Annotated in this window: 20 protein-coding genes and 1 pseudogene; 8 read left to right on the forward strand and 13 right to left on the reverse strand. The window is 65.1% G+C overall.

Annotation, left to right across the window (positions count from 1 at the left end; translation table 11 throughout):
• The first annotated feature begins 127 nt into the window (after nucleotides 1-127).
• Complete coding sequence (locus E2I15_RS09120; RefSeq protein WP_137479747.1) at nucleotides 128-1,594, forward strand: amidase family protein; 1,467 nt, start codon at nucleotides 128-130, stop codon at nucleotides 1,592-1,594.
• Between the two features lie 47 nt (nucleotides 1,595-1,641).
• Nucleotides 1,642-2,223 carry a TetR/AcrR family transcriptional regulator gene (locus E2I15_RS09125; protein WP_137479746.1) on the forward strand — a complete coding sequence of 194 codons (582 nt, stop codon included), beginning with the start codon at nucleotides 1,642-1,644 and terminating at the stop codon, nucleotides 2,221-2,223.
• A 33-nt stretch (nucleotides 2,224-2,256) separates the two neighbouring features.
• Here the strand turns inward: E2I15_RS09125 and E2I15_RS09130 are convergent, their stop codons facing one another.
• Nucleotides 2,257-2,898 carry a glutathione S-transferase family protein gene (locus E2I15_RS09130; protein ID WP_137479745.1) on the reverse strand — a complete coding sequence of 214 codons (642 nt, stop codon included), beginning with the start codon at nucleotides 2,896-2,898 and terminating at the stop codon, nucleotides 2,257-2,259.
• Between the two features lie 412 nt (nucleotides 2,899-3,310).
• On the reverse strand, nucleotides 3,311-4,639 hold the full coding sequence (locus E2I15_RS09135; RefSeq protein WP_137479744.1) for a dicarboxylate/amino acid:cation symporter: 1,329 nt from the start codon (nucleotides 4,637-4,639) through the stop codon (nucleotides 3,311-3,313).
• Nucleotides 4,640-4,779: 140 nt separating this feature from the next.
• On the opposite strand from E2I15_RS09135, the gene E2I15_RS38700 reads away from it, so the two are divergent.
• Both E2I15_RS38700 and E2I15_RS09140 read left to right on the forward strand, forming a co-directional pair.
• Entirely contained in the window at nucleotides 4,780-4,938 is a 159-nt protein-coding gene (locus tag E2I15_RS38700) for a DUF5993 family protein (RefSeq protein WP_170991581.1), read from the forward strand.
• Between the two features lie 8 nt (nucleotides 4,939-4,946).
• Entirely contained in the window at nucleotides 4,947-5,501 is a 555-nt protein-coding gene (locus tag E2I15_RS09140; protein WP_137479743.1) for a disulfide bond formation protein B, read from the forward strand.
• Here E2I15_RS09140 and E2I15_RS09145 read toward each other — a convergent pair.
• The gene (locus E2I15_RS09145) at nucleotides 5,498-6,202 is read right to left on the reverse strand and encodes a glutathione S-transferase family protein (protein WP_137479742.1); all 705 of its coding nucleotides are present in this window, start codon (nucleotides 6,200-6,202) and stop codon (nucleotides 5,498-5,500) included. The two genes, E2I15_RS09140 and E2I15_RS09145, sit on opposite strands and share 4 nt — an antisense overlap.
• Nucleotides 6,203-6,280: 78 nt before the next feature.
• Here E2I15_RS09145 and E2I15_RS09150 point away from each other — a divergent pair, with 78 nt between their 5' ends.
• Nucleotides 6,281-7,162: an SDR family oxidoreductase gene (locus E2I15_RS09150; RefSeq protein ID WP_137479741.1), complete on the forward strand. Its 882-nt coding sequence runs from the start codon at nucleotides 6,281-6,283 to the stop codon at nucleotides 7,160-7,162.
• Between the two features lie 32 nt (nucleotides 7,163-7,194).
• Here E2I15_RS09150 and E2I15_RS09155 read toward each other — a convergent pair whose 3' ends face one another.
• Both E2I15_RS09155 and E2I15_RS09160 read right to left on the reverse strand, forming a co-directional pair.
• Nucleotides 7,195-7,539 carry a Lin0512 family protein gene (locus E2I15_RS09155; protein WP_026192671.1) on the reverse strand — a complete coding sequence of 115 codons (345 nt, stop codon included), beginning with the start codon at nucleotides 7,537-7,539 and terminating at the stop codon, nucleotides 7,195-7,197.
• A gap of 62 nt (nucleotides 7,540-7,601) precedes the next feature.
• Complete coding sequence (locus tag E2I15_RS09160; RefSeq protein ID WP_137479740.1) at nucleotides 7,602-8,825, reverse strand: MFS transporter; 1,224 nt, start codon at nucleotides 8,823-8,825, stop codon at nucleotides 7,602-7,604.
• A 98-nt stretch (nucleotides 8,826-8,923) separates the two neighbouring features.
• On the opposite strand from E2I15_RS09160, the gene E2I15_RS09165 reads away from it, so the two are divergent.
• On the forward strand, nucleotides 8,924-9,865 hold the full coding sequence (locus tag E2I15_RS09165) for a LysR family transcriptional regulator (RefSeq protein ID WP_137479739.1): 942 nt from the start codon (nucleotides 8,924-8,926) through the stop codon (nucleotides 9,863-9,865).
• A gap of 48 nt (nucleotides 9,866-9,913) precedes the next feature.
• Here E2I15_RS09165 and E2I15_RS09170 read toward each other — a convergent pair whose 3' ends face one another.
• From E2I15_RS09170 to E2I15_RS09190, 5 genes and pseudogenes are all read right to left on the reverse strand, one after another.
• Complete coding sequence (locus E2I15_RS09170) at nucleotides 9,914-10,618, reverse strand: PA1136 family autoinducer-binding transcriptional regulator (RefSeq protein ID WP_137479738.1); 705 nt, start codon at nucleotides 10,616-10,618, stop codon at nucleotides 9,914-9,916.
• A gap of 143 nt (nucleotides 10,619-10,761) precedes the next feature.
• Complete coding sequence (gene hchA / locus E2I15_RS09175; protein WP_137479737.1) at nucleotides 10,762-11,637, reverse strand: glyoxalase III HchA; 876 nt, start codon at nucleotides 11,635-11,637, stop codon at nucleotides 10,762-10,764.
• Between the two features lie 100 nt (nucleotides 11,638-11,737).
• Nucleotides 11,738-12,431, reverse strand: a pseudogene (locus E2I15_RS09180) (GNAT family N-acetyltransferase).
• 108 nt (nucleotides 12,432-12,539) lie between these two features.
• Nucleotides 12,540-13,184, reverse strand: a complete 645-nt coding sequence (locus E2I15_RS09185) for an O-methyltransferase (RefSeq protein ID WP_137479736.1) — start codon at nucleotides 13,182-13,184, stop codon at nucleotides 12,540-12,542.
• A 23-nt stretch (nucleotides 13,185-13,207) separates the two neighbouring features.
• A complete protein-coding gene (locus tag E2I15_RS09190) occupies nucleotides 13,208-13,828 on the reverse strand; it encodes a PadR family transcriptional regulator (protein ID WP_137479735.1) in 621 nt (206 codons plus the stop codon).
• 202 nt (nucleotides 13,829-14,030) lie between these two features.
• Here E2I15_RS09190 and E2I15_RS09195 point away from each other — a divergent pair, with 202 nt between their 5' ends.
• On the forward strand, nucleotides 14,031-14,384 hold the full coding sequence (locus E2I15_RS09195; RefSeq protein WP_137479734.1) for an MmcQ/YjbR family DNA-binding protein: 354 nt from the start codon (nucleotides 14,031-14,033) through the stop codon (nucleotides 14,382-14,384).
• Nucleotides 14,385-14,405: 21 nt separating this feature from the next.
• On the opposite strand, the gene E2I15_RS09200 is transcribed toward E2I15_RS09195, so the two are convergent.
• The gene (locus tag E2I15_RS09200) at nucleotides 14,406-14,972 is read right to left on the reverse strand and encodes a histidine phosphatase family protein (protein WP_137479733.1); all 567 of its coding nucleotides are present in this window, start codon (nucleotides 14,970-14,972) and stop codon (nucleotides 14,406-14,408) included.
• Nucleotides 14,973-15,058: 86 nt separating this feature from the next.
• Entirely contained in the window at nucleotides 15,059-16,024 is a 966-nt protein-coding gene (locus tag E2I15_RS09205) for a GlxA family transcriptional regulator (RefSeq protein WP_137479732.1), read from the reverse strand.
• 205 nt (nucleotides 16,025-16,229) lie between these two features.
• Here E2I15_RS09205 and E2I15_RS09210 point away from each other — a divergent pair, with 205 nt between their 5' ends.
• Nucleotides 16,230-16,871, forward strand: coding sequence for an HD domain-containing protein (locus E2I15_RS09210; protein WP_016842805.1), 642 nt, complete (start codon nucleotides 16,230-16,232; stop codon nucleotides 16,869-16,871).
• Between the two features lie 7 nt (nucleotides 16,872-16,878).
• On the opposite strand, the gene E2I15_RS09215 is transcribed toward E2I15_RS09210, so the two are convergent.
• Nucleotides 16,879-17,337, reverse strand: coding sequence for an SRPBCC family protein (locus E2I15_RS09215; RefSeq protein ID WP_137479731.1), 459 nt, complete (start codon nucleotides 17,335-17,337; stop codon nucleotides 16,879-16,881).
• Nucleotides 17,338-17,351: the final 14 nt, after the last annotated feature.

A 17,351-nucleotide genomic window follows, 5' to 3' on the forward strand; every position in this document is an offset into this window, starting at 1 on the left:
TGTCCAGAGAACGCAGACACCTCTATTGAATTACGATCGTAATTTAATATTATGATCGTAATGGCATCGAGCTGAACCGCTGTTGAGCGGCTGCGGAATGCCGCAACAGGCTCTTTGCGAGGACTTCATGGACGACACCAGCACCGTTTCAGGTCGTAGCGAACCACGAGAATTAGTGGATCCTTCGTCGCTGGGACTAGCAGCGGCTGCAGCAGCCATTCGTGAAGGCCATATCACATCCGAAGCGTACACAGCGGCGCTGCTGCTTCGCGCCCGGACGCTTGCCGAACTCAACAGCTTCATCACCATCGACGAGGCGGCCGTGTTGGCGGCCGCAAGAGATGCGGACAAGGCACGGGCTGCCGGATCGGCGGCTCCGCTACTCGGTGTCCCGCTCGGGGTGAAAGACAGTTATCTGACGAAAGGGCTGCCTACGAGCCTAGGTCTCGATAGCCTTGCTCGCTTCGTGCCGCGCGAGGATGCGGACGCTGTCCGCGCCATCAAGGGTGCGGGTGCCTTGGTCTTCGGGAAGAACAACCTCGTCGAGATGTCTTACGGCTTGACCGGTCACAACGCACGTTACGGCCAAGTGAGGAATCCGCACGCAAGAGATCGCGTTGCGGGCGGCTCCTCAAGCGGCTCCGCCGCGTCTGTCGCCGCAGGCCTCGTTCCCGCGTCGTTGGGCGGTGATACCGTCGGGTCGATCCGGGTGCCCGCATCCTTCTGTGGGGTCGTGGGATTCAAGCCAACGACCGGACGTTGGCCGCGCAACGGCGTTGCTCCGATCTCCCATACGCTCGACACGACGGGTGCATTCGCCCGAAGCGTCGAGGACTGCATCTTGTTGGATCAGGTCGTGACGGGTGAACAAACTGCCGAGTCCTCCGACGACGGCAACGATCTGAAAGGAGCTCGACTGGCCTTCGCGCCCCGGCAATTCCTCGATCTGGTGGACTCGGAGGTCGAGATCCGGTTCCGCGAGGCGGTTCGGCAGCTACGGGACGCCGGCGCCGAGGTTATTGAGGTCGACCTTGGTGACGATTTCAACGCTCTCATCCAAGCTGCGACATGGGGCATCTTCGCTCACGAGACGATGGGCGCGATTTCGGATTTCCTTCGTCGTCACGACATTCCGATCACGTTCGAGGCGATCTACGACGGGCTTAAGCCCCAACTTCGGCAAGCATGGGGGCACATCGTCCTGCCCGGCGGCGCAGGCGCTGTCTCAGCAAAGGCCTATCAGACTGCGCTCAACGTGAGCCGGCCTGAAATCCAGCGCCGTCTCGACAGGGCGTTCGTCACTGACGGAGCGCAGGTCATTCTGCAACCAACCACACCATGCCCCGCGCCCCTGATCGAAGAACAGGCGACCGTCCGTGTTGCGGGACAGGACGTCAGCTACCTCGCCTTGGCGAACCACACCGTGTCGGCGAGCAGCGTGGGGCTGCCGGGTATCAGTCTTCCCGTCGGCCGCTCTCGCGCTGGGCTACCGCTTGGCCTTGAACTTGACGCTTCGATAGGTAGCGACCAGACGCTTTTGGTCCTTGCCCACAAGATCGAAGGCGTTTTGGGCGCCAAGGCGACCGCAATCTAGCGTCGTGCCCTATGGTAGCTGCGCGTCATTAGTGGAGTTGGGAGGAGATGCGTTTCGAGAAAGGTCACAAGTTGTCGACAAGACGGCACATTGTCGATGTGGCATCGAAGTGCATGCGCCGGCACGGCATCTCCGCGACAGGGGTTGCGGCGATTATGGGCGAGGCCGGCCTGACCAAAGGGGCTTTCTCTCCGCACTTCCAGTCGAAGGAGGTGCTTGTTCGCGAGGCGCTGGCTTTGGCACTGGGCGGTCAGCAGCATCGCCTTGATGAAGATCGGCTCAATGGCCTCGACCTTGAAGGCGCGGTTCGTGGATACCTGAACCGCGCTCACCTCGAAACCCCTGCGGACGGTTGCCCCTCCGCGGCGTTGCTTCCCGAAATCGCGCGCCAGCCCCTGTCCATCAGGCAAGACTACGAGAAGGCACTGCGAAGGTACGTTGCGACTTTGGCCGCGCTACTTTCCGGCACAGATTCTGTAGAAAAACACCGGCGCGCGACGGCCATCTTCGGGCTCATGGTGGGCACCCTGCAGTTTGCGCGGGCCGTGCCCGACGCTAACGAAGCGCAGAAGATCTTGGATGGCGGCGTTGAGGCTGCATTGCAGTTGGCGCGAACTCCATCACCTTAACGTCGGAAAGAACGTCGAGACTCAGTTCGGGCACTACAATCCCGGTGATCTCGCCGCCCAGGCCTTGGTGGCCTGGCAGCTTTCCATCGCTCGGAGGTAGGCGGGGCGTGCCGTCGTGCGGGCGAGATAGTCCCGCTCGGTCGGACCGGGGACGTAGTTGCCGGTTCGCAGGCCGAGCAGGAGGGCGTAGCTCACCGAGATATCGGCAGCAGTGAATCGGTCGCCGGCGAGATAGGGGCAGTCCGCGAGGCGGCGGATAACCAACCCCAGCCGGCCCTCGAAGGTCTCGATAGCCCAGCAGGTAACCCGGGCATCTCGCTCGGCTGCGGGCGCCAGTTGGCGACCGACGATGACGGCGTTCATCGGCCCGGCGAGCCCGGCCTCGCCCAAATGGAGAAATTGCAGATAGGAAGCGAAGGCGGGATCATCAGGGGCGACGGCAAGCGCGCCTGAGCCGTGGCGCGCGAGCAGGTACTCGAGGATCGCGATCGATTCGACCATGATCGTCTCGCCGTCCTGCAGTACGGGAATGAAGCCGGCAGGGTTGATGGCGAGGAAATCGCGATCCTTCTCGGCTGCGAGCAGATCGACCGGGCGCAGCCGATAAGCCAATCCCAGTTCCTCGAGCAGCCAAACGACGCGGAAGCCGCGACCTTCGCCATAGACGGTGAGCATGGTTGAGCGCTCCTGGATCGGGCTGGATGTACGAACTCGCAGAGGTAAGCCGGTCGCGCAACAGTCTGGCGATGGCGCATGATGCACTCAAGGCTTGGCGCATATTCGTCATCCTGCGGTGCAGGCCCATCCCACTTCACGGGTCGACGACCTCAGCTGCGGCCGCGAACAAGGTGCCTTCCCTCTCCCGCCTGCGACGTGGAAGCGTCAGTTGCAGAGGCCCGCAAATGCCATCTGCGACAGCATTGGGACGATGGATGCGCAATTTCGGAATATTAGAAGAATATCCCTGAGTTGCCCGACGTGTCAAGTTGCTTGATCGAACGCCGGCTGCCGCCGGCTCCTTTGCATGGGGTTGTTTTCGATATTTTGGCAGCGCCGCCCTGCGGCGGCCCCCTGACTTCACATTGCTCTAGCCCTTCCCGCCCGGTTCCAGCGCTTCGCCAAGCTCGAGCGGATGCGCCATGGTCTCGTGCAGCGCCTGCTTGTCGAGCTCGCCTTCCGACAGACTGATCACGACGCAGGCGACGCCGTTGCCGATCAGGTTGGTCAGCGCGCGGCACTCGCTCATGAACTTGTCGATGCCGACCAGGATCGCGATCGACTGGATCGGAATATCTGGCACGATCGACAGCGTCGCTGCGAGCGTGATGAAGCCGGCGCCGGTGACGCCGGAAGCGCCCTTCGAGGTGATCATGGCGATGCCCAGAATGCCGAGCTCCTGCCAGATCGTCAGATGCGTGTTGGTGGCCTGTGCCAGGAACAGCGTCGCCAGCGTCATGTAGATGTTGGTGCCGTCGAGATTGAAGCTGTAGCCGGTCGGCACCACGAGGCCGACCACCGAGCGCGAGGCGCCGAGATGCTCCATCTTCTGGATCATCTGCGGCAGCACCGTCTCCGACGACGACGTGCCCAGCACGATCAGGAGCTCGTCCTTGATATAGGCGATGAAGCGGATGATCGAGAAGCCGGCGAGCCGTGCGATGGCGCCCAGCACGATCAGCACGAACAGGATGCTGGTGAGATAGAAGGTCGCGATCAGCGCCGCCAGATTCAGCAGCGAGCCGAGGCCGTAGGCGCCGACCGTGAAGGCCATCGCGCCGAATGCGCCGAGCGGCGCGACGCGGACGATGATCCGGATGATGCCGAAGAACATCTTCGCGGCCGTGTCGATCGCGGACGCAATCGGCTCGCCGGCCTTGCCCATGAGAGCGATGGCGAAGCCCGAGAGAATCGAGATCAGCAGCACCTGCAACAGGTCGCCGCGCGCGACCGCGCCGAGATAGCTGTCCGGAATGATCGCCATCAGATGGGCCACGATGCCCTGCTCCTTGGCCTGCGTGACGTAGTTGGAGACCGATTTCGGATCGATCGTGGAAGGATCGATATTGAAGCCATGGCCGGGCTGCAGCAGCTCGCCGACCAGAAGACCGACCGCAAGCGCCACCGTCGACACCGCCTCGAAATAGATCAGCGTCTTCAACCCGACCCGGCCGACGCGCTTGAGGTCGCCCATCGAGGAGATGCCGTGCACCACGGTGCAGAAGATGACTGGCGCGATCATCATCTTGATCAGGGCGATGAAGCCGTCGCCCAGCGGCTTCAATTCCTTGCCGAGATTCGGATAGAAATATCCGATCAGGACACCTGCCACGATCGCGATCAGCACCTGAACGTAGAGGATCTTGTACCAGGGCTGATGATGGGGACGGGCAACGGGCTTGATCGCGGCTGTGGTCATGAGGTGCCCCGGCTAGGATGAGCTCGACTGGTGATGCCATCTTGGCGGAGCCGCGCGCAAGCGACAATACCGATTCGCGCCGTCGCGAGCGCACACGAATCTGTCATAGACTGCGGCCGGCTCGCATCGGGAGGCTGAGAATGGAATTCGCGGCATTGTTTCTCGCCATCACCATCGCCATGCTGGTGGCCTGGCGTGGCCCGCGTTCCGTCACGATCGGCCTGTTCGCGGTGATCCTGATCGCCTGCGTCGCGACCTTGCTGCACCACGCCACCGACCGTCTCACCTTGTCGTTCTGAGGCCGGCCATGAACGACACGCAGGCCGTCACCCTCAATGCCGTCGCGCTCTATGGGCTGGCGCTGGTACTGGCCGCCGCCTTTGCCGCGCAGCTGCTGCTCCACGAACTGCCCTGCCCGCTCTGCCTGTTGCAGCGCATCCCGTTCGCCCTGCTGGCGATCGGGCCGATCCTCAATATCCGCTTCGGGCCGCGGCCGAGCCATTATGCGTTGTCGCTGCTGACGGCCGTGCTCGGCGCCACGGTCTCGACCCGGCAGGTGCTGCTGCACATCCTCCCCGGCGATGCCGGTTACGGTTCGGCGCTGCTCGGCTATCACTATTATACGTGGGCGCTGATCGGCTTCATCGCCGCGATCGTGCTGCTCGCGGCGATGCTGCTGTTCGACCGCCAGTTCGAGCACCGCGCGGCGCCGGACAGCTCACCCGGCAGGTTCGCGCAAGGCGCGGTGTGGCTGGTGGTCGGGCTGACGGCACTGAATGTGCTCTCCACCCCGCTCGAGTGTGGCTTTGCCGCCTGTGCCGACAATCCGGTCGTCTATGAGCTGCTGACGTCGGTGCGTTAGGGACGCTTCGGAATATTCAATCCGCGCTCCACCGCCGGCCGCTTGAGACCGCGCTCCAGCCAGGCGGCGACCTGCGTGAACTGGTCGAATTCGACGAGCCCGCGCGCGCCGTAGAAGCCGATCAGGTTGCGCACCCAGCCGAGCATCGAGATGTCGGCGATGCTGTAGTCATCGTCCATGAACCACTGCCGTCCGGCGAGATGCGTCTCCATCACGCCGAGCAGGCGCCTGGACTCGGCGACGTAGCGCTGCAGCGGCCGCTTGTCCTCGTAATCCTTGCCGGCGAATTTGTGGAAGAACCCGACCTGGCCGAACATCGGTCCGATGCCGCCCATCTGGAAATACACCCACTGGACGGCCTGGTAGCGGCGCGCGACGTCCACCGGCAACAGCTTGCCGGTCTTGTCGGCGAGATATTGCAGGATGGCGCCGGATTCGAACAATGGCAGCGGCTTGCCGCCCGGACCGTTGGGATCGAGGATCGCCGGGATCTTGCCGTTCGGGTTGAGCGACAGGAACTCCGGCGTCTTCTGGTCTTCCTTGTTGAAGTCGACGAGATGAACCTCGTAGGGCAGCCCGATCTCCTCCAGCATGATCGAGACCTTCACGCCGTTCGGCGTCGGCAGCGAATAGAGCTGCAGGCGGTCCGGATGCTGGGCGGGCCAGCGTTTTGTGATGGAAAAGGCGGACAAGTCGGTCATGTCGACATTCTTTGCAGGGTTGTTGTTGGATGGCTAATGTACGGAGCTCAGTGGAAGCCGCAAGGTCTGCAACCGGCCATGAACGATCAACAGACAGGCGCAACAACAGGCACAACGCTCGGCCTCTCCGACGATGAACTCGCAACGCAACCGACCGTGTTCGCGGCCGATGCGCTCGCCGGTCGGGTGGTCGTGGTATCCGGCGGCGCCGGCGGCATCGGCCGCGCCATCGCATGGCTGTTCGCCCGGCTCGGCGCGCATGTCGTGGTCGCCGGCCGCAATGCCGACAGGCTCGACGCACTGGTCGATCATCTCGGCCATCGCGGGCTCAAGGCGTCCGCGCATGTCGCCGACATCAAGGATCCGGATGCAGTCAACGCGATGTTCGAGGCGCTGTGGACCGAGCATGGCCGTGTCGATCATCTCGTCAACAGCGCCGGCGGCCAGTTCCCGCAACCCGCGATCGACGTCTCGATCAAGGGCTGGAATGCGGTCATCAACACCAACCTCAACGGCACCTGGTACATGATGCAGGCCGCGGCGCAGCGCTGGCGCGACCGCAAGCATCCCGGCAGCATCGTCAATATCGTCGTGGTCACGACGCACGGCCTCTACGGCATTGCGCACTCGATCGCGGCACGCTCCGGTGTGATCGGCCTGTCGCGCGCGCTCGCGGTCGAATGGGCGCCGCTGAACATCCGCATCAACTGCATCGCGCCCGGCGCGATCGAGACCGAGGGCTGGAACGTTTACAGCGAAGCGGCGCGCGCGACCTATCCGCGCTCCAATCCGATGATGCGCCCGGGCACGCCCTGGGACATTGCGGAGGCAGCCGTCTACCTCGCCGCGCCCTCCGGCAAGTTCATCACCGGCGAGACGCTGACCGTCGACGGCGGCGGCCAGCATTGGGGCGAGACGTGGACGACCGGCAAGCCCGACTATTTCAGAGGCGGCGAATAGCGCACGTATGCCGGTCGCCTGACGCGCTTCGGTCACTTGCCGTCGTCGAAGCTGACGATGACGGCGGCGTTCGCGATCAGGATCGGGTCGTTGCCGAGATCGGACGGAATCTCGAGCCCGCCCGCGATCGCCTTCACGGTCTTGGTGCCATAGGGCAATTCCTTCGCGACCGCTGCGGTATCGACGTCCTCGGGATTCGGCACGGCGATCGTGACGTCGACGAACATGTCGTTGGCGGTCTTGCCGAGCATGCGGAAGAAGCCGAGGCTGGAGTGGCGGATGGCATCCGAGACGGCCCGCTTGGCGGCCTTGGTGGCGTCGCGGCCGTGGACGTCGACGCCCATGCCCATTTCGGTAATACAGCGCACGCGTGTCATGAAGGTTCCTGTTGTCGTTGGCGTGAGAGACCTTCACTCCTTCGGCTCCTGCGGGCGCGGCGTCAAGCCGGGTCCGTCGCCTCGCTTACGCTGTCGTGATCGCCGCGCGCCAGCATCCATGCCGCGAGGCCGGCAAGGATCGCCGCGGCCACCACCATGACGCAGGCCGCGCCCCAGCCCGATGCCGAGACCACGGCGCCGACCGCGATCGGACCGGTGACCTGGCCGAAATTGCTGCCCGTCATCAACAGGCCCATCATCACCGGCACCATCGCCGCCGATCGCGCCGCAGCGGGTGCGGTTGCAAGCAACGTCGCCGGGATCAGACCGCCGATCGCGGAGAACAGCAGGCACAGCCAGAATGCGCCCCACCCGCCGAGCGCCGGCAGGAAGATGCCGAGCGCGGACGCGCCCATCGCGAATGCCGCCACGGCGATCAGCAGGTTGCGGCTGACGCCGCGCGCAAGCAGATAACCGGCGGCGAGATTGCCGACGACGTTGCCGGCCGCCGCCAACGCACTGAGCGCGCCGGCGCCTTGGCTGGACACGCCGAGCCGCTCGGTCAGCAGGATCGGCAGGAAGCTGAACAATGCAAAGAACATCAGGCTGTAGAGCGCAAACAGCACCATCAGAAGCGCCGGGGTGCGTCGCCGCGCCAGCGCGGTACCTTCCTGCATCAGACCGCTCCGCGTCGGGCCTGTCCGCGATGCCACTTCAGGCACAACGACGCCGGCGAGCACGAATAGCAGGGCGACAAAGGCAGCACTGGCCCACCAGATCGTGCGCCAGCCATCGAAGATCGGGCCGGCGACCAGCGCAAGCGCGATCCCGAACGGCATCACGCAGCTCCACACCGCCATGGTGACATCGCGTGCGCTGACATCGACGACACGATCGAGCAATGCAGGAGCCGCGACCATCACCAGCAGGAAGCCGAGCCCCTCCAGCAGACGCGATGCCAATAGCACAGCGAGCTGTGGCGCGAGCGCGCCCGAGGCCGCCCCCAGCGTGATGGCTGCGAGGCCGCACAGCAGCACCCTGCGCGCGCCAACCGCGGCAATCACCACGCCCGCCGGGACGCTGCCGACAAGCCCCAGGACCGCAAAGATGCCGACGATCGTTCCGACCGCGGCAAGGTCGATGCCGAGGCTCTGTTGCAGCATCGATGCGGCGATCGGAACCTTGCCGACCTGCAGCGCCGCGCCAATACCGCAACCGATCACGACGGCGACCGTCGCCCATCGCTTCGCCTCGCTCTGCTGCATCACGGCCGTCTCGATCGTCATGCGTCCACTCCGCCCCTGGCTCACGACACACAGATAGCGTTTCACGACCATCGACAGGAGTGATATGTTTTGCATCCGATTGATCGATTTCATAGATCATGCTCGATAACCTCACGCTCGATCAGATTCGCACCTTTGTCGCCATCGCCGAGAGCGGCAGCTTTCGCGCCGCCGCGGCCAAGCTGGCGCGGGTGCAATCCGCGGTCAGCCATGCCATCGCCAACCTCGAGGCCGAGCTCGGCCTCACGCTGTTCGACCGCTCCAGCCATCGCCCGGCGCTGACGGCCGAGGGCAAGGCGCTGCTGGGCAACGCGCGCGACCTGCTGCTTCGTGTCGACGCGATGCGGGCGCGGGCGCGCGGCCTGGGCGACGGGGTGGAATCGGAACTCTCGCTCGTCGTCGATACGCTGTTTCCGATCGCCGCGGTCGGCGCGGCGCTGACGGAAATGCGGGCGGCCTATCCGTCCGTCAGCGTGCGGCTCGCGGTCGAACCGATGGGCGGTCCGATCACCGGCTTGACCGAACGGCGCAGCGCGCTCGCGGTCACGGTCGGCGAGGATTTTCGCGATCCCCGCCTCGCGCTCGATGCGATCTGCGCGGTGCAGATTGTCGCCGTCGCCTCCGCAAGCCATCCACTCGGCCGCCGCGGCCGCAAGAGTGTGGCTGATCTCGCCGATCATCTGCAGATCGTGCTGTCGGATCCGACCCCACTGTCGGAAGGCCGCAGCTTCGGCGTGCTCTCGCCGCAGATTTGCAGAGTCAGCAATCAGGACACCAAGCACGCCATGATCCTGGCCGGGCTCGGCTGGGGCCGGCTGCCGCTCTGGCAGGTGGCGCGCGACCTGAAGGAGCGCCGCCTTGTGCGGGTCGAAACCGGCGCGCTCGGCCGCAACGCCGCGCTTGCGATGGAGGCCTATCTCGCCCACCGGCTCGATGAACCGCTGGGACCTGCGGCACGTGCATTTGCCGATGCATTGACCCGGATCGCTGCGGGCATGCATACGCCGAAGACCAGGGCGAAGACGGCGCAGAAACACTGAGCCGCAACGATCGCTTCCCCGGCCCTGCGGCGGCCGTCCGCAAGCGCCTCAGTCCTCGATCTCGCCGCTGCGGATCGCGAGCCGGATGGCTTGCGCTGTCGTGGCGACGCCGAGCCGAAGCCGCGCGCGCCGCAAATGGTTCTCGACCGTGCGTTCGGACAGGCCGAGCGATGCCGCGATGTCGGCCTGGCGCCGTCCGGCGGAGATCCAGCGCAACACCTCGCGTTCCCGCGGCGACAGGCTCGACGCACCGTTCGGCTCGTGCGCTTCCATCAGTCCGCGAGCGGCGCGGAAGGCCGCGGCGCCGATCATCGTCAGCGCCGCACGGGTCCGCGGCGACGCATCGATCCGCGTCCCGGCGAAGCTCATCGCGCCTTCAAGGCCGGTGCGCCCGAACACCGGAACCTGCAGTCCATGGAAACCGGGCCCGCGCGGCGTGCGCACCACGCGGTACTTCTCACCGCGCGCCGACATCACCTTGGTCCAGAAAAACGCCTCGTCCACGCTGAGGAAATTGCGCGTCACCGGGCAATGCCGGACATAGGTTTCGGCATCGACGGTCACGCCTGTGCCGAACCAGTCGCCTTCGACCCAGTAGATCCGGTCAACCAGATCCTCACGTGCCGGCGATGCCGAGAACATCACGAACCGATCGTAGCCGAGCGGCACGCTCGCAGACCGCACCGCCGCCTGGATCGCGGGCAAGCTCTCGCTGCCCTCGATCGCAACCACGGCTTCGATGTAGCGGTCCATGCGGTGCCATCGTGTCTTGCGGAAGGCCGCTCGCGCGCGGCCCGGCGCGTTGAGGATTTTCCCTCAAGCGAGGTCCGCCTGCAAGGCGCGCACCGGCCGGCGCGGCGGGGTTCGCCGCGCCCGCAGGTTGAGCCGCCGATCGCTCAGCGCCCGCCCAGCGTATCGAGCAGGGCCTTTGCGGCGGCCTTGCCGACATTGTTGGCGGCGAACGGGCTGTCACCGGTGATCAGCTTGCGATCCTGATGGGTCTTGCCGGTGATGTCCTTGTTCAGGATCTCGACGCCGAGCGCCTGCAACTGTTCGCCGAAAGCCCATGTGAGCGCGCCCGGCATGTAGCCGATATCGGGCGTGGTCCGATCGATGGCGTCGGGAAATGCACAGATCTTGTAGCCCTTGAAGGGATAGTCGCCCTTGGCTTCGCCGACCGCGGACGCCAGCAGCGCCGCCGGGCCATGACAGAGCGAGATGATGTGCTTGTCGTTGTCGAGCGCCCATTTCAGGGCGGCCTTCACGTCGGTGCTTTCAGGCAAGCCGATCAGTGCACCATGGCCGCCCGGGATGAACACCGCGATATAGTCGGACTCCTTGCCGAGCTTGTTTTCGATCACGTCGGAGAGCTTCAGCGGCTGCTTCAGCCTGGCGAGATATTTCTGGTAGATGCTCTTGACCGCATCGTCCTCCTTCGGAAACGCCCAGAGCTCGAATTTGACCGGATTGCCCGACACGGTCGCGATGTCGAATTCGAAGCCCGCCTTGTCGAGGTGATACATCGGCAACAAGGTCTCGACGGGATGGTTGCCGGTCGAGAACATCGTGCCGTTCTGCAACAGCAGATAGCGCTCGTCCGCGGCGATCATCAGAATTTTCCAGCGGCCACCCCTGTAGGCGTTGGGATAGTCCGCGCCGGAGAGATCCGACCTGGCCGAGGTAAACTGCCCAAGTGAATAAGGCGACGGAAAGAAAGCATTGTTCTCCGCCGGATCGGCTACGGGACGCTTGTCCTGGGATTGCTCGGACATCGAGATATCCTCTTTCATCGTGTTGCGATCCGGCAAAGGTAAGCACGAGATCGGCGACGAGGAATGAGGGATTTCCCTCAACCCGCTTTACCGAGCATCCCTATCCCTGTTTCTGCAACGCGGTGATGTGCAGGCGGCGGCGGATCTCCATGCCCTGGCGGCGATAGAGCGCGATCGCCGGGACGTTGCTGGTGAAGACGTGCAGGAATGGAACTTCGCCGCGCGCCACGATGTGGCGGGCGACCGCCGACAGCAGCGCCTGCGCATAGCCGCGGCCGCGATGCTCGGGATGCACGCAGACGGCGGTCATCTCGGTGTAGTTCCCCGGCTTCATCCGCTCGCCGGTCATCGCGACCAGCTCGCCGCCAACGCGGATGCCGAAAAAACTGCCGAGCTCATGCGTCCGCGCACTGAACGGTCCGGGCTTTGTCAGCTCCGTCAACGCCATCATCGCAAGAACGTCGGCAGCGCCGAGCGTGACGATCTCGACGCCGGGCACAGAATGGTCAGCGGGCACACCGATCATCTGCTCGCCGGTCTCGGCCAGCAGTACCTTGAACTCCGGCGGCACTTGGACAGGATCAGGCGTGAACAGCACCGCGATCAGGTCCCGACAGCAGCGCGCCGAGCGCGGCAAAGCTCTTCGGCGAGATGTCGACCATGTCGGCGAAGGGTGCGATCGCGACCGGAAAGCGGCGGGCGTCGGCGCCGCCTTCCGCCAGCTCGCGTTGTCTCGTGGTCAGCGCGCTCCAGATTGGGCGATCGAGTGGATGAATCGGCGGGGCTTCGGACATGCGGCGCTTCGCTCCTGATTTTCCTCGAACAGAGCAAGAAGCCCCGGCAAAATCCAGCATGGCATGGTGTGGTTGCGGCTCACAATCACGCCAGCAGGTGAACCCCCGCTACGCCACCTTCAGGCAGAGCTCGGTGCCACCCTTGAGCGGCAGCGTGATCGAGACGAAGCCGTTGTTGGGATCGCGCACGAACTCCAGGAAATCCGCCTCGGCATTGTCGTTCATGACATAGCCGCCGACGCGAAGCTGCGGCGCGACGATCTCGATCACCTGGCGCGCCAGCGTCGGCCCCTTGTCGCCCGGCCAGCCGTCGATCAGGATGAAGTCGACGGGACCGCCGAGATCGCGCAGCGTCTTGCGCGCATCGCCCTCGCGGATGTCGGCGAAATCGGCAAGGCCGGCCTCCGCGAGATTGCGCTTCGCCGCTGCGACCTTGGCCGGCACGATCTCCGATCCGATCACGGTGCCGCCGCCATTGTCGCGCATCGCGGCGGCGAAATAGAGCGTCGACATTCCGACGGAGGTCGCGAACTCGGCGACGCGCTGGGCGCGCAGGCCGCGGCACAACAGATAGATCAGCTCGCCCTGCTCCGGGTGGATCGAGAATCCCTGCTCGGCATAGTCGTGCGGGTCGCGGCTGCCGCTCCGCATCGGGGTGCCGCGCACCGGCGCCCGGCGGGTGGCCTGCAGGCGGTCGATGACGGCCGTGACGCGCGCATCACGGATCGCGCTGTGCGGTTCGGCGTTGTACATGAAGGGTCTCCTTTGCGACTGCGTCATTGCTGCAGGATCTCAGCGGCCGCGCGGTCGAGGATCTTTGCGATCCGCCGCGCCTCGGCGGCATCGCAGCCGCGCTTCTGGCGCAGTGCGCTCTTCAGCGCGTGACGGGCGCGGTGCACCTCGTCGGACGCTTCGCCATCGAGATCGCTCACGCCGGCGAAGGCTTCGCGCACCTCCTCCATGCGGCGGCCGATCCGCGACAGCGCCTCGAGAATGGTATCCGCAGTCGTGCGGTTCTCGCCGAGATGCGCCCTGCCCTGCTCGGTGATGCTGTAGAGCTTGCGCACCGCGTCCTGGGTGACGCTGGCATGGCCGATCTCCTCGAGGAATGTCAGCGCCGGATAGATCACGCCCGGGCTCGGGCTGTAGAAGCCGTCCGACCGCTCCTCGATCCGCTTGATCAGCTCATAGCCGTGCGCCGGCTGCTCGCCGAGCAGCGCCAGGATCACGAGTTGCAGGTCCTGCGACGAGAGCCGCCGCGATCCCGGAAAATCGCCACCGCCACCCCGCCCGAAGAAGCCATGGCCGCCGCGGCCAAAGCGATGGCCGCCTCGGCCATGCCGCCCCATCGTGAAGAACCCAAACCGGAAGCCGTCATCGTCCCGGTCATGAAACATCGATTTTCTCATTGCTCATTCTTTACTAAAGACATGTCTTACGATATACCTACAGACAGAACGACGGCAACCCACGTTTTCGTGAGACGTCGGGATGAAGCGGCGGCTGGTGCCGACTAAGGGCTGGCCGGGCTCAGTCCAGGGCTTGTGGACCTTCATGCGGCTGGCCTAAGCCTTTGAACGCCTTCCAGCCCTCCGACTCATGCGCCCCAAGACCTTCGAAGCTCATTGCCTGCGCCTGCCCGCCGCCACCAAGGTGGTGCAATGGGAAGGCACGTCGGTGTTCAAGGTCGGCGGCAAGATGTTCGCGCTGGCCGGCGGCTACATCGAGAGCACCGGCGGCTTCATGTTCAAGACCTCGAACATGGCCTACGAGTTGCTGATCGAGCAGGGCCTGGCGCGGCCGGCGCCGTATCTGGCGCGCGCCAAATGGGTGCAGTTGATGGCGAACGATTCCCTGCCCGATGCCGAGCTCAAGGCCTATCTCGACCAGGCGCATGCGCTGATTGTCGGAAAGCTCACGCGGAAATCGCGCAAGGCGCTCGGTCTCGACTGATCGGCCAAGCTGCGACGCTATTCAGCCGTCAAACGGCTTGTCGGAATCGCCCGACAGCAATCTCGGAAACAGCTCCTTGAAGGCGAACTTGTCTTCGCCCTTAGCGCGATGGAAGCGCAGCACGACGTCGAACCGGCTGGCGTCCCATTTGGTGGGCGGCTTGCCCCTGCTAACTGGTATCAACGGAAGGACGTCGGCGATGATTGCCTTGTGCTCCCAGCACAGCAGCACAACGCCATTCAGCGCCAGCAGCGCCTTGATCAGCGCCGGTTCATGACCTTTGCCGAAATCTTCGTTGGGCGTCGCGCCAAGACGCGCCGCCAGCGCCGAGATCGTCTCGGCTGGACGGCTGCTCGGGCCGCGGTTGGGCGTGGTGCCGGGCGTCGCGGCATAGATCGCGTCAGGTTTGGCATAGTCGCCCTTGGCGAGGTCGGTGCCAAACAATGCAGCCCAAGCGCCGGCGCGCTGCCAGCCCCGAAGGACCAGCGACTCGGTATCGGGCACACCGTCCGCGGTGAAGCCGGGCCCCGGCCAGGCATCATCAGGCTTTTCGGCGTGACGGATGATGAAGAGCGTGAGCGCGTCCATGGCGGCCTCGCGGGAGAACATGTGTGGCGGGAAACGGCGGCGCCGTCGATCCTATCCCTGATGAAGCGTCGGCGTCATGAACGGCGTCACAATTTGCGAAAACTCGCGCGGTACTGCGCCGGCGACACACCGAGCCGCTCGGTGAAGACGATGCGCATCCGGTCGGCCGAGCCGAAGCCGCAATCGAACGCAACCGCCTTCAGCGGGCGGTCCGAGCCCTCGAGCAGCCGGCGCGCGGCGTCGACCCGCGCCCGCTCGACGAATTCGTGCGGCGTAATACCGGTCTTCTGCGCAAAGGCGCGGCCGAAATTGCGCACGCTCATGCCGACGGCCTCCGCCAGCGACTGCAGCGTGTGGCGCTCGCCGACATGCTGCATGACATGCGCCTGCGCGCGCGCAATCGGCGAATCCTCGTCGACCGGCGCGGTCAGATAGGGACTGAATTGCGACTGCCCGCCCTGGCGCTGCGCCACCACGACCAGCCTCTTGGCCACCGCGACCGCAACCTGCGGCCCGTGCCGCTCGGCGACCAGCGCGAGCCCGAGATCGATCCCCGCGGTCACGCCGGCCGAGGTCATCAGATGTCCGTCGCGAATGTAGATGCGGTCGAAGATCACCTCGGCCGCGGGAAACCGCGCCGCCAGCCGCTGCGCATTCTGCCAATGCGTCGTCACCTTGTGGCCGTCGAGCAGCCCGGCATGGCCGAGCGCGAAGGCGCCGGTGCAGATCGAACCATAGAGCTTGGCGCGCGCGGGCGCCCCGCGCAGCCACTGTGTCAGTTCGGGATCCTGCGCGGCGTCGGGCAGTGCCGGCCCGCCGGCGACGAGCAGGATATCGAACCTCTCCTGTGCCTCGGCGAAGCTGAGGTCGGCCGATATCTTCATGCCGTTCGATGCGCGCAGCGGTTCGCAGCCGGCCCCGACCAGCACGGTCTCATAGCCATCGCCCGCCGGCACAAAGCCGTTCGTCTCCGCGAACACATCGACGGGACCCGCGACATCAAGCGCCTGCACCCCTTCGTGTATCGCGATCGCGACTCTCTGAACCGCCATACCTTCTCCCTGCCCGCTGGCGCGAAACGACGTCTGGTTGGCCCGATCCGGCGGCGCGCGATCGTTGCGGGATCGGGTCAAAACGGACGACAAACACCCCACGGATCGCGCCATCCGGCGATCCCTACACACCGCAGAGACAAGCGCCGGGCTCGCGTGTTCGCACGCCACGGCGTCGTCTTGCCATATCGAGGAGCGTCTTGAAATGACCGAGATCATCGCCGGCATCCGCGTACCCGACAGCGCGATGGCCCGCGCCGCCACCCAGCTGGTGCGCGATACCGAGGACGACCTGCTCTACAATCACAGCCGCCGCGTGTTCTTCTGGGGCGCGCTGACCGGCAACCGCCGCAAGCTGAAATTCGACCCCGAGCTGCTCTATATCGGTGCCATGTTTCACGACATGGGCCTCACCGCTGCTCATGCGAGCCCCGATCTGCGCTTCGAGGTCGACGGCGCCAACGCCGCGCGCGACTTCCTCAAGGGCTATGGCGTTCCGGAGCGCGACATCGAGGATGTCTGGACCTCAATCGCCCTGCACACCACGCCCGGTGTCCCCGAGCATATGCGTCCGACCATTGCGCTGGTCACCGCCGGCGTCGAGATGGACGTGCTCGGCATCGCCTATGACGATTTCCCGCACGAGCACCGCGACCATGTCTGCGCGCACCATCCGCGCGAGGCGAACTTCAAGGAGAATATCATCGATCATTTCGCCGCCGGCACCATCAGGAAGCCGCTGACGACCTTCGGCAACGTCAAGGCCGACGTGCTGGCGCTGAAGGACATGAACTACACCAGGATGAACTTCTGCTCGATCATCCTCGGCTCGAAATGGCCGACATGACGCGACGTCAATGGCGGTTGGCGAGACCGTGGTCGGGCCCGGGATCCCGACCGGCGGCCGCGTGGGAGAGCCGGCTCATATAGTGCGCCCAACCCTTGTCATGGCTCTCGCACTGCGCGGCGTTCGGCAGGCCGCTATGGGTCATGCGGAGCAGCGTGCCGTTGTCCCGCTCCATCAGGTCGATCTCGATCAGGCTCGATCCCGGCGGCACCTCCTCGCTGCCCTCCCAGCCGAAGCTGTAGGCGAGACGGTGCACCGGCACGACCTCGCGGAACGCACCGCGCGCGGCGCGGCTGCCATCGCTGCCGAGCCCCTTGAGGAAGTAGAGGCCCCCGGGATGCGTCTCGGTCGCGGCTTCCAGCCCCATCCAGCTCACGATCTTCTGCGGGTCGGTCAGGAAGGCGAACACGGTTGCAGCCGGGGCCGCGATCTGGATCTCGCGTTGAACGATGAAGGCTTCAGTCATCGATCCATGCTCCA

The organism is Bradyrhizobium sp. BR2003, assembly GCF_009720285.1.
In the GTDB taxonomy this organism is placed as follows: Bacteria; Pseudomonadota; Alphaproteobacteria; order Rhizobiales; family Xanthobacteraceae; genus Bradyrhizobium; species Bradyrhizobium elkanii.